The following is an 11,707-nucleotide window of genomic DNA, read 5'->3' as shown; positions in this document are numbered from 1 at the left end:
CTTACTGGCACCCCCCCCCACCCCACCCCCCCCCCCCCCCCCCCCCCCCCCCCCCCCCCCCCCCCCCCCCCCCCCCCCCCCCCCCCCCCCCCCCCCCCGCGGTGGTAGGTCCTGTATGGAGGGAGGGCTGGTCAGCCCGGTCAGTCCTCGAACACGCCCGTCTTCACGGGAACGTGCTTGCCGCCCTTGACCTCGTAGAGGGAGAGCTGCTTGTTCACGGTGTCGCCGAACTCGTCGAAGCCGACCGTTCCGGTGACTCCGTCGAACTTGACGTCCTGCATGGCCTCGGTGATCTGCTTGCGCGCGTCCTTGACGTCGCCGGGCAGCTTGCCGTCGTTCTTCTCGGCGACGGCCTTGACCGCCTGGATGATCGCCCAGGTGGAGTCGTAGGCGTAGCCGCCGTACGCCTCGAAGGCGCCGTCGTAGCCGCCGGCCGAGTAGTCCGCGATGAACTTCTTGGCGGTCTCCAGGGTCTCCAGGGGCGCGCCCACGGAGCTGGCGAAGTCGCCTTCGGAGTTCTTCTTGCCCAGCTTGATGTACTCGGCGCTGAAGAGGGCGTCGCCGCCGACGGTGGGAATCTTGGCGCCGGCGTTCTTGATCTGGCTGGCCAGCGGGGCGCCGGCCGGGTACTCGCCGCCGTAGTAGACGAACTCGGCGTCGGTCTGGGCGACCTTGCTCGCCACGGACGAGAAGTCCTTGTCGTCCGGGTTGATGTGGTCGGTGCCCACTACCTCGCCGCCGAGCTTCTTGAACTCGGTGGAGAAGGTGGCGGCCAGACCGGCTCCGTAGGTCTTCTTGTCATCGATGACATAGACCTTCTTGAGCTTCTTGTCGTTGAACATGTACTGCGCGGCGTACGGGCCCTGGATGGCGTCCGTGGTCGACGTGCGGAAGTACGTGTCGAAGCCGCGGACCTTCTTGCCGCTCTGCCAGTCCTTGCCCTGCGTGAGCTCGGGGTTGGTGTTGGCGGGCGACACCTGGACCAGGTTGTCGTTGGCGAAGACCTTCTGCATCGACTGGCCGACGTCGGAGTTCAGGGGGCCGACGACACCCATGACCTCGTCGTCGCCGACGAGCTTGGTGGCGTTCTGCTGACCGGTCGCGGCCTGGGCGACGTCGTCGAGCGCCTCCAGCTTGAAGGTGACTCCGTCGACTTCGTTGTTCTTGTTGGCCGTCTTGACGGCCAGGTCGGCGGAGTTCTTGATGCCCTGGCCGAGCGCGGAGAGGTCTCCGGTCAGCGGCGCGTCGAGGCCGATGACGACGGTCGTCTTTCCGCCGCCGCCGCTGCCTCCTTCGCTGCTGTCGTCGCGGGAGCCGCAAGCGGACAGCGTGAGGGCTCCTACGGTGACCGCAGTGGTGACTATGAACAAGGAACGGTGACGCACGATCAGTCCTTTCCCCTGGCACGGCTGTCCCTGATTGAGAAGCCGGGTCGAGCGCTGGAACCGAACTGACAAGTAATCCGGTGGCGCGGTGACTGGCCGTGACTCTAAGCGCGCTGGTGGGGGTGGTGCAGAGGTGCGGCCCATGATGTGACGCTCTTGTTATGACGGGGGCGCGGTGAAGCCCGGCAGGGAAGGGAAAGACGTGTGATTTGAGACCGTTCGGAAGTCCACATGGTGAGAACCAGCAGGACCGTCACGGTAGTCGGACGGTTACGGAGCGGGACGGCCGCAGGCTTTCCCGATGGCCTTTCCGAGGTCTTCCGGGTAGCCGCCGCCGAGGATGCGGCTCTGTTTCTGGACCGCCCTTTCGTTACGCAGGGTGACATCCAGGAAGGGGAGTCCGGCGTTCCGTGGCACGTGTCCGCAGTCGAGCACGGAGACGGTCACCCGTACCTCGCGGGACGCGCCGGGCTCCACGGTGAACGGCGCGGACGGCCGCGTCGAGACCGCGAGCGCCGCCGAGGGCTGGGTGATGGCGTCGATCGTCACCCGCCGGCCGGGTTCGGTGGAGATGTCGATGCCGAAGGTGAACGCGCCCGCGCGGCCGGCCCCGTCGGCGGCTCCCGCGTAGTGGAAGCCGACGACCTGAGAGGGCCAGGGCGGTGGCGGCGCGGGCGGCGGATCGGGGGCGGTGAGCACGTGGACGCACACGCCCGCGGTGAGGGCCGCTGCGGCGGCGAGCGCGGCCTTGCGGCGGTGGCGCGGGGGCACGGTGAGGCGGACGGGGGCCGGCGTCGCCCGGGTGGGCAGGCCCTCCGGGTGGTGGCAGGTGTCCTCGCCCGGTTCGACGGGGCCGATACCGCTCATGTGCCGAAGCTAATGCGCATCGGGCGACAGGACAATGGATCGCACCGCAAGGCGTTACATAACGTCACCATCAGGGTTCCGGCCTGGCTCCCCCGCGCGGGGTCCGGCGGGTGGCCGGCCGCCCGCGCCGCGCTCGGCGGGCCTGTGTTTCCGTGGTGTTTCGAGGCGGTTCGGCGGCCGTCTCCCGTCTCACCTGTTGGTCACCCCCGGCCGGGGGAAGCCCGTTCGGGGCTTCCCCCGGCCCGCTTGAGGTCCCCTTGAGGTTCGGTGCTCAAGCCTCTTTTGTCGGGATGAAGGAGGTGCCGTCGCCGGTCTGGAGAAGACACGTCAGCCGGGCGGTGCACACCCGCTTGTCCTGCCCGTCGGTGATGACGATCTCGTACGTCGCGGTGGACCGGCCGCGGTGGATCGGGGTGGCGACGCCGGTCACCACTCCCTCGCGTACGGCGCGGTGGTGGGTGCAGTTGAGGTCCACTCCCACGGCGATCTTGTTGCGCCCGCCGTGCAGCATCGCGCCGATGGAGCCGAGGGTCTCGGCGAGCACGGCCGAGGCGCCGCCGTGCAGCAGCCCGTACGGCTGGGTGTTGCCCTCCACGGGCATGGTGGCCACGACACGGTCGGCGGACGCCTCGGTGACCACCAGGCCCATCCGGGTGCCGAGGTTCCCGGCGGAGAAGAACGACGTCAGGTCCATGTCGTACGGGGCGTACTCGTCGATGACCTCCTGGGGGAACGTCGGCGCTGTCTGGTCGTTCGCTGGGGGCTGCTCACCCATGGGCTCCGGCTCCGATCGGCTGCGTGGTGCGTCACGTGGTCCATGCACCTTGTTCGGTGCGCTGGTCCGCACCGTCTTACCAGATGGCTGAGCGAACGCTTAGGGCGTGTGGTGAACGTGACGTCGTCCTTCACCACACGCCCTGGCCGGTCCGGGTCCGTTACGTCACCGGTGCTCGAAGCGCACCACGACGGACTTGCTCGCCGGGGTGTTGCTCGTGTCGGCCGTCGAGTCCAGCGGCACCAGCACGTTCGTCTCCGGGTAGTAGGCGGCGGCGCAGCCGCGCGCCGTGGGGTAGTGCACCACCCGGAAGCCGGGGGCCCGCCGCTCGACGCCGTCCTTCCACTCGCTGACCAGGTCCGTGTACGAGCCGTCGGCCAGGCCCAGTTCCCTCGCGTCGTCCGCGTTCACCAGCACCACGCGGCGACCGCCCTTGATGCCCCGGTAGCGGTCGTCCAGGCCGTAGATCGTGGTGTTGTACTGGTCGTGCGAGCGCAGCGTCTGGAGCAGCAGCCGGCCCGCCGGCAGCTCCGGGTACTCCACGGGCGCCGCCGTGAAGTTGGCCTTGCCGGTGGCGGTGGGGAAGCGCCGCTCGTCGCGCGGGGCGTGCGGGAGCTGGAACCCGCCGGGCGTGGCGACGCGTGCGTTGAAGTCCTCGAAACCGGGGACCACGCGCGCGATGCGGTCGCGGATCGACGCGTAGTCCTTCTCGAACTCCTCCCACGGAGTCAGCGACTCGGGGCCGAGGACGGCCCGCGCCAGCCGGGCGACGATCGCCGGCTCGGAGAGCAGGTGCGGGCTCGCGGGGGCGAGGTTGCCGCGCGAGGCGTGCACCATGCCCATGGAGTCCTCCACGGTCACGATCTGCCGCCCGCCCGCCTGCACGTCCTTGTCGGTACGGCCGAGCGTGGGAAGTATCAGGGCACGCGCGCCCGTCACCGCGTGCGAGCGGTTGAGCTTGGTCGAGACGTGCACGGTGAGCCGCGCCGTGCGCATCGCCGCCTCGGTCACCTCGGTGTCCGGCGACGCCGAGACGAAGTTGCCGCCCATGGCGAAGAAGACCTTGGCGTCGCCGTCGCGCAGCGCGCGGATGGCCCGTACGACGTCGTAGCCGTGGTGGCGCGGCGAGGTGATGCCGAACTCCCGGTCCAGGGCGTCGAGGAACGCAGGCGCGGGCCGTTCGAAGATGCCCATGGTGCGGTCGCCCTGGACGTTGGAGTGTCCGCGTACGGGACACACCCCGGCGCCCGGCCGGCCGATGTTGCCGCGCAGCAGCAGGAAGTTGACGACCTCGCGGATGGTCGCGACGGAGTGCTTGTGCTGGGTGAGACCCATCGCCCAGCAGACGATGGTGCGCTTCGACGCCAGCACCATGGCCAGCGCCCGTTCGATGTCCGCGCGGTCGAGGCCCGTCGCCGTGAGGGTCTCGTCCCAGTCCGCGGCACGCGCCGCGGCGGCGAACTCCTCGAAGCCATGGGTGTGTTCCGCGACGAACGCCTCGTCGACCACCGACGGATCGGTCGTCGCCGCGTCGAGGACCAGCTTGTTGAGGAGCCGGAAGAGGGCCTGGTCGCCGCCGATGCGGATCTGGAGGAAGAGGTCGTTGAGCGCCGCGCCCCTGACCATGCCCTGCGGGGTCTGCGGGTTCCTGAACCGCTCCATGCCCGCCTCGGGCAGCGGGTTCACCGAGATGATCCTTGCCCCCGCCGACTTCGCCTTCTCCAGGGCGGAGAGCATCCGGGGGTGGTTGGTCCCCGGGTTCTGACCGGCCACGATGATCAGGTCGGCCCGGTGCAGGTCCTCCAGGGAGACGCTGCCCTTGCCGACGCCCAGGGTCTCCGCGAGCGCCGAACCGGACGACTCGTGGCACATGTTGGAGCAGTCCGGCAGGTTGTTCGTGCCGAACTCGCGGGCGAACAGCTGGAGCAGGAAGGCCGCCTCGTTGCTCGTACGGCCCGAGGTGTAGAACAACGCCTCGTCGGGGGAGTCGAGCGCCCTCAGTTCCTCGGCGATGATCGCGAACGCGCGCTCCCAGCTGACCGGTTCGTACCGGTCCCCGCCGTCGCTCCCGTCCGCGCCGCCGTCGCCCGCGCCGCGCTCCAGGAGCATCGGCCGGGTGATACGGCCCTGCTGGCCCAGCCAGTACCCGCTGCGGGTCGCCAGGTCGGCCACCGGGTGCGCGGCGAAGAAGTCGGGCGTCACCCGGCGCAGTGTCGCCTCCTCGGCCACCGCCTTCGCGCCGTTCTCGCAGAACTCCGCCGTGTGCCGGTGGTCGCCCTCCGGCCAGGCGCAGCCCGGACAGTCGAAGCCGTCCTTCTGGTTCACCTTGAGCAGTGTCCGCGCCGCCCGGGTGACACCCATCTGCTGCTGGGCGACCCGCAGCGACTGGGCCACGGCGGGCAGCCCGGCGGCGCTGTGCCGTGGGGCGGCGACCTGCGGTGCGTCCTGGACCGGGTCACCCGAGGGCGGCTTACTGGCCATCACGCTCTCCCAAGTTCGTACGCCGGGACTCGTCCCCGCGCGTCCTTTTGGCTGTCCTGTACCCCGATCCTGTCACGCACCGCCGACGGCCCGTCGCGTCGCAGTGCGCCGGTCGGGATTGTCAGTGGGGCGTGGCAGGATCGGGTACGTGGCAGAGAAAGCGTCGAAGAAGACCGCAGACAACCGTCCTCGCCTGCTCCTCATGGACGGGCACTCCCTGGCGTACCGGGCGTTCTTCGCGCTGCCCGCGGAGAATTTCACCACCAGCTCCGGGCAGCCGACCAACGCCGTCTACGGGTTCGCGTCGATGCTGGCGAACACCCTGCGTGACGAGGCACCCACGCACTTCGCGGTGGCCTTCGACGTGTCGCGCAAGACATGGCGCTCGGAGGAGTTCCCCGAGTACAAGGCGAACCGCTCCAAGACTCCCGACGAGTTCAGGGGCCAGGTCGAGCTGATCGGTGAGCTGCTCGACGCGATGCACGCGCACCGGTTCGCGATCGAGGGCTTCGAGGCGGACGACGTCATCGCCACCCTCGCCACGCAGGCCGAGGAAGCCGGCTTCGAGGTCCTCATCGTCACCGGCGACCGGGACTCGTTCCAGCTCATCAGCGAGCACACCACGGTGCTGTATCCCACCAAGGGCGTCTCCGAGCTGACCCGCTTCACCCCGGAGAAGGTCCACGAGAAGTACGGGCTGACGCCCGCGCAGTATCCGGACTTCGCCGCCCTGCGCGGCGACCCGTCGGACAACCTGCCCGGCATCCCCGGCGTCGGCGAGAAGACGGCCGCGAAGTGGATCAACCAGTTCGGCTCCTTCGCCGATCTGGTCGAGCGCGCCGACGAGGTCAAGGGCAAGGTCGGGCAGAATCTCCGCGACCACCTGCCCTCGGTCACGCTCAACCGTCATCTCACCGAGCTGGTGCGCACCGTCGAGCTGACGAAGGGGCCGCTGGACCTGGCGCGTGATCCGTACGACCGCACCGCCGTCGCCGGCTTCCTCGAAGTGCTGGAGATCCGCAACCCGAGCCTGCGCGAGCGGCTGCTCGCCGTCGACCCGGGCGCGCTGGAGGACGAGGCCCCGGCCCCGGCGGCCGGTGTCGAACTCGACGGCCGGGTCCTCGCCTCGGGTGAGCTCGCGCCCTGGCTGGCCGAGCACGGCGGCGAGCCGCTGGGCGTCGCCCTGGTCGACACCTGGGCGCTGGGTACGGGAAGCATCGGTGAGGTCGCGCTGGCCGCCGCCGACGGCGCCGCCGCCTGGTTCGACACCACCCAGCTCGACGAGGCCGACGAGAGGGCCTTCGGTGCCTGGCTCGCCGCGGCGGACCGCCCCAAGGTCCTGCACAACGCCAAGAGCGCCATGCGGGTCGCCCCCGAGCACGGCTGGCAGGTCGGCGGCGTGACCATGGACACCGCGCTCGCCGCGTATCTGGTCAAGCCCGGCCGGCGTTCCTTCGCGCTCGACGCCCTCGCCGTCGAGTACCTCGGACGCGAACTGGCCCCGGCGAGCGCGGCCGACGGACAGCTCGCCTTCGGCAGCGACGACCAGGCCGAGGCCGACGCGCTGATGACGCAGGCCCGCGCGATCCTCGACCTCGGCGACGCGTTCACCGGACGCCTGGAGGAGGTCGGCGCCACCGGGCTGCTCCAGGAGATCGAGCTGCCCACCTCCGCGCTGCTCGCCAAGCTGGAGCGCAACGGCATCTGGGCCGACCGGCCCCATCTGACCGGCCTGGAGGAGCAGTTCGCCGCCGCCGTCCAGCAGGCGGTGAAGGAGGCGCACGCCGCGGTCGGCCACGAGTTCAACCTCGGCTCGCCCAAGCAGCTCCAGGAGGTCCTCTTCGGTGAGCTGGGTCTGCCCAAGACGAAGAAGACCAAAACCGGTTACACGACGGACGCGGACGCGCTCGCCTGGCTCGCCGCGCAGACCGAGCACGAACTGCCGGTCGTGATGCTGCGCCACCGCGAGCAGGCAAGGCTCCGCGTCACCGTCGAGGGCCTGGTCAAGATGATCGCGGCCGACGGCCGTATCCACACCACCTTCAGCCAGACGGTGGCGGCCACCGGCCGCCTCTCGTCCACCGACCCCAACCTGCAGAACGTGCCGGTGCGCACCGACGAGGGCCGCGCGATCCGCCGCGGGTTCGTCGTCGGTGAGGGCTACGAGTCGCTGATGACCGCCGACTACAGCCAGATCGAGCTGCGGGTCATGGCCCATCTGTCCGAGGACGCGGGCCTGATCGAGGCGTTCACCTCCGGCGAGGACCTGCACACCACCGTCGCCTCCCAGGTGTTCGGCGTGGAGCGCGCGGCGGTCACCGCGGACATGCGCCGCAAGATCAAGGCGATGTCGTACGGGCTGGCCTACGGCCTCTCGGCGTTCGGTCTCTCCCAGCAGCTGAACATCGAGGCGGCCGAGGCACGCGGTCTGATGGACACGTTCTTCGAGCGCTTCGGCGGCGTACGGGACTATCTCCAGCGGGCGGTCGAGGAGGCCAGGGCGACGGGCTACACGGAGACGATGCTCGGCCGCCGCCGCTACCTCCCGGACCTCAACAGCGACAACCGCCAGCGCCGCGAGATGGCCGAGCGGATGGCGCTCAACGCCCCGATCCAGGGCACCGCCGCCGACATCGTCAAGGTCGCGATGCTCCGTGTCGACAGGGCGCTGACCGAGGCCGGGCTGACCTCGCGCATGCTGCTCCAGGTCCACGACGAAATCGTGCTGGAGATCGCCCCCGGCGAGCGGGACCGCGTGGAGGAGCTGGTGATCCGCGAGATGGCCGCGGCGACCGAGCTGCGGGCGCCGCTGGACATCTCGGTGGGCGTGGGCCCGGACTGGGACTCGGCCGCGCACTGACGGCCGGGCCGGGGCCCCGTGCCCCGGCCCCGCTCCGTCCACCTGCGCTCAGTCGCCGGACGGGCGGCGTGCCGTCTCCCCCAGCGCCGGACCGGCCGAGTCCGCGTCCCGTACGGCACGTGAGGCGCGTCCGCTGTCCGGGGACGTACCGGCGCTCCGGGGCGGACCGGTCGCCGTACGGGCGCGGCGCAGCCGCACGCCCGCGCCGTACAGCACCAGTCCCACCGCCAGCCCCGCCCCCGCGCCGAAGCAGAGGGTCGGGACGACGTCCAGCGGCGTCGACACCTGCCCGTGGTGGGCGTACCACCGGGTGAAGCGGTGCGCCATGCCCAGCAGTACGCACCCGGCGAGCAGCGCGTGGGCCGCCGCGCGCTCGCGCCGCGGCAGCGGGGGAACCGACGCGGGCGCGGGTGTCCGGGGCAGCCGGCGCAGCGCGGTGACCGTGAACCAGCCGAGCACCACCAGGGCCACGGCCGAACTGCCGTACTGCGTGTACGTGTACAGGGGGAAGCCCGCGACCTCGTCCCGCAGCGCGGGCACCAGCCGGGTGCCCCACTGGTCGAAGTGCGTGAACGCGTCCCACAGCACATGGGTCGAGGCGCCGAGCACCGCGGAGAGGTAGAAGCGCGCGACGAGCGCCGCCGGCCGTCCGCCGCGCCGGTCCGGTCCCCGTACGAAGGCGTGCGCCCGCCCCTGCCAGGCGGCGGGAAGCAGCGCGAGCAGCGGTTCACGCAGCATCAGCCAGAGGCCCACGAGCGCCGCCGCGATGACGGCGTCGACGGTGAACAGACCCGGCAGGCCGTGGGTCACGTCGCCGAACTCCATCGCGGCCGGTACGGCGGTCGCGGCGAAGTACGTCATGTCGGGGGCCATCGAGCCGGCGACGAGCGCGGAGGCGAGCAGCGGCCCGCGCGACGTGCCGTCCCTCCTGATGCCCGGCAGCACCGCCGCGGCATGGCTCAGCGTGAAAGGCAAGGCGGTCTCCCAAAGGGCGTGTTTCCGTTCGATCCGGCGGGGGCCACGATCACCTGGCACGGAGTCAGCAGGAGGCGGAGAAGGTCAGGTCGGGGCCGTCGGCCGGTACGGAGGACGTCATGGAGGGCATCATGGAGGACGTCCGTTCTCGGCCACCGGTTCTCCCCGCGGGAGGCCGGGAGGTGGCGAACCGGTGAAAAGCGGTCACCGACCCGTGTGCGTACACAGGGAGTTGCCGTAGGGTCGCCTGAGTCCTCGCGCTGGGGAGCGCGAACAGCCGTTCACCGGGAGGGACCAGACGTATGGCAGCGCAATTCGGCCGTCGGCTCCGCAGAGGGGCGACCACCACAGCGGTCGCCGCGCTCGCGGTCGCCGCACTCTCCGCCTCACAGGCCCCCGCGATAGTCTCCGGCGGTGGTGACAGCGGAAAGCAGGCGTCCGGATCGAGCGTGCCGGACGAGGGTTCGGCCTCCGGCGACTCGTCGTACCACACGGACCTCCCGCCGCTGAACACCCCCGACAAGCCCGGCACTTCGATCGACCTGCCGGGCACGGGCGAAGCGGAAGCGGGCATCCCGGCGACGGTGCTGGCCGCGTACAAGCAGGCCGAGCAGACCATCGCGAGCAGCAACCCGGGCTGCAACCTCCCGTGGCAGCTCCTCGCCGCGATCGGCAAGGTCGAGTCGGGTCAGGCGCGCGGCGGCCGGGTCGACGACAACGGCACCACCTTCTCGCCGATCCTCGGCCCGGTGCTGAACGGTGTCGGCTTCGCCAACATCTCCGACACGGACGACGGCGCCTACGACGGTGACAAGACGCACGACCGCGCCGTGGGCCCCATGCAGTTCATCCCGTCCACCTGGGCGACCTGGGGCCAGGACGCCAACAACGACGGCCGCAAGGACCCCAACAACATCTTCGACGCCGCGCTGGCCGCCGGTCGCTATCTTTGCGCCAATAATCGCGACCTGACGGTGAAGGCCAATCTCGACCAGGCGATCCTCAGTTACAACCGCTCGCGGGAGTATCTGTCGACGGTCCTGTCCTGGTTCGACTACTACAAGCGCGGCAGCCACGAGGTGCCGGACGGCACGGGCGTGCTGCCCACCGAGCCCGGCCCGCTGAACCCGGGCGGCCCCGGCGGCTCGCCCAGCCCGAGCCCCGGCAACTCCGCGAGCCCCTCGCCGACCCCGAACCCGCCGAAGCCCGGCGGCCCGCAGTCGCCGTCTCCCGAGCCCCCGAAGCCCTCCGACCCGCCGAAGCCCCCGACGACGCCGCCGCCCACCACCCCGGCGCCGACCGTCCAGCGGCTGGAGAACGCGGGCACGGGCCGGCTCTCCGCCACGGCGGGCGGAGCGTTCGCGGAGCGCGTCACGGTGCGCGGCGAGGACGCCAAGGGCAAGGCCGTCGGCAAGGTGGCGGTGCAGTTCCTGATCGTCGGCGACACGGACGCGAGGTTCGAGGGCGGCGCCAGGAAGGCGGTCGTCACCAGCGGCACCGACGGAATCGCCACGGCGCCCGTGCTCCGGCCGGGCGAGCAGACCGGTGAGTTCACGGTGCGGGCGAGTGTCGTCAGCCGTACGGTCCCGGCCGTCGACTTCACGGCGACGGTCACCGAGCGCCAGGCGGACGCGGTCGTCAGGACCGGCGAGAAGGAGCTGGCGGCGGCGCCGGGCGCGGAGTTCGCGGACTCCGTCGAGGTCAAGGCCACCAACAAGGGCCAGATCGCCCCTGGTGTGGCGGTCAGGGCCACCATGATCAAGTCGGCCGACGACGCGTCGCCGGCCGACAAGGGCCCGCACTTCAAGGGCGCGGACGGCGGGCCGCTCCGTTCCCTGACGGGTCTGAAGACGAACGACCAAGGCGTACTCGTCCTCCCGAAGATCTTCGCGGACGACGCGACCGGCACGTTCCTGCTCCGGATCGAGACGGCGGGCGGAGCGAAGGTCACGATCGAACTGAAGGTGGCGGCGGCCCCGGCCTAGGGCGTCTCCGCGAAGTCCCGCCTGGCCCGCGACGCCCGGCACGGCGCCTCTCCGCGTTGTCGGAGTCGGCCGAGTACCCCGGTACGAGGCCGGTCCTCCGCCTCGCGAGGCACCGCACCGGACGCCGCGGGCCCCGCCCTGCGGACGGACGGCGCTGCTTCCGGGCGCTCCCTGGGGCGTGTTGGGAAAGCGGGTCGTCCGCCCGTGCCGGTGGGACACCCGCCGTCGCGCGGCCGGTCTCGCAGGCCCGGGGCCCGTACCAGTCACCTGCGCGGGGGGGGGGGGGGGGAGGAGAGGGGAGGGGGGGGGGGGGGGGGAGGCGAGCTGGGGTCCTCCCGGCGGCGGAGCGACCACGCATCCTCCCCCTATTCACGCCGGT

7 protein-coding genes are annotated in these 11,707 nt (G+C 71.3%); 2 read left to right on the top strand and 5 right to left on the bottom strand.

The window, feature by feature from the left end:
• Positions 1-140: 140 nt before the first annotated feature.
• From ACZ61E_RS24995 to ACZ61E_RS24980, 4 genes are all read right to left on the bottom strand, one after another.
• Positions 141-1,385, bottom strand: a complete 1,245-nt coding sequence (locus ACZ61E_RS24995; RefSeq protein WP_469702090.1) for a branched-chain amino acid ABC transporter substrate-binding protein — start codon at positions 1,383-1,385, stop codon at positions 141-143.
• Between the two features lie 270 nt (positions 1,386-1,655).
• Entirely contained in the window at positions 1,656-2,252 is a 597-nt protein-coding gene (locus ACZ61E_RS24990; RefSeq protein ID WP_469702089.1) for a Tat pathway signal sequence domain protein, read from the bottom strand.
• A gap of 271 nt (positions 2,253-2,523) precedes the next feature.
• On the bottom strand, positions 2,524-3,027 hold the full coding sequence (locus tag ACZ61E_RS24985; RefSeq protein ID WP_469702088.1) for a PaaI family thioesterase: 504 nt from the start codon (positions 3,025-3,027) through the stop codon (positions 2,524-2,526).
• Positions 3,028-3,192: 165 nt separating this feature from the next.
• Positions 3,193-5,508: an FdhF/YdeP family oxidoreductase gene (locus ACZ61E_RS24980; RefSeq protein ID WP_469702087.1), complete on the bottom strand. Its 2,316-nt coding sequence runs from the start codon at positions 5,506-5,508 to the stop codon at positions 3,193-3,195.
• 148 nt (positions 5,509-5,656) lie between these two features.
• Here ACZ61E_RS24980 and polA point away from each other — a divergent pair, with 148 nt between their 5' ends.
• The gene (gene polA, locus ACZ61E_RS24975; protein WP_469702086.1) at positions 5,657-8,368 is read left to right on the top strand and encodes a DNA polymerase I; all 2,712 of its coding nucleotides are present in this window, start codon (positions 5,657-5,659) and stop codon (positions 8,366-8,368) included.
• A 48-nt stretch (positions 8,369-8,416) separates the two neighbouring features.
• Here the strand turns inward: polA and ACZ61E_RS24970 are convergent, their stop codons facing one another.
• Positions 8,417-9,343, bottom strand: coding sequence for a DUF4184 family protein (locus ACZ61E_RS24970; protein ID WP_469702085.1), 927 nt, complete (start codon positions 9,341-9,343; stop codon positions 8,417-8,419).
• 302 nt (positions 9,344-9,645) lie between these two features.
• Here ACZ61E_RS24970 and ACZ61E_RS24965 point away from each other — a divergent pair, with 302 nt between their 5' ends.
• On the top strand, positions 9,646-11,328 hold the full coding sequence (locus ACZ61E_RS24965; RefSeq protein ID WP_469702084.1) for a lytic transglycosylase domain-containing protein: 1,683 nt from the start codon (positions 9,646-9,648) through the stop codon (positions 11,326-11,328).
• The last annotated feature ends 379 nt before the right edge of the window (positions 11,329-11,707 follow it).

The organism is Streptomyces sp. NPDC104581 (assembly GCF_055583685.1).
This window is presented reverse-complemented; position numbering and strand designations above follow the sequence as displayed.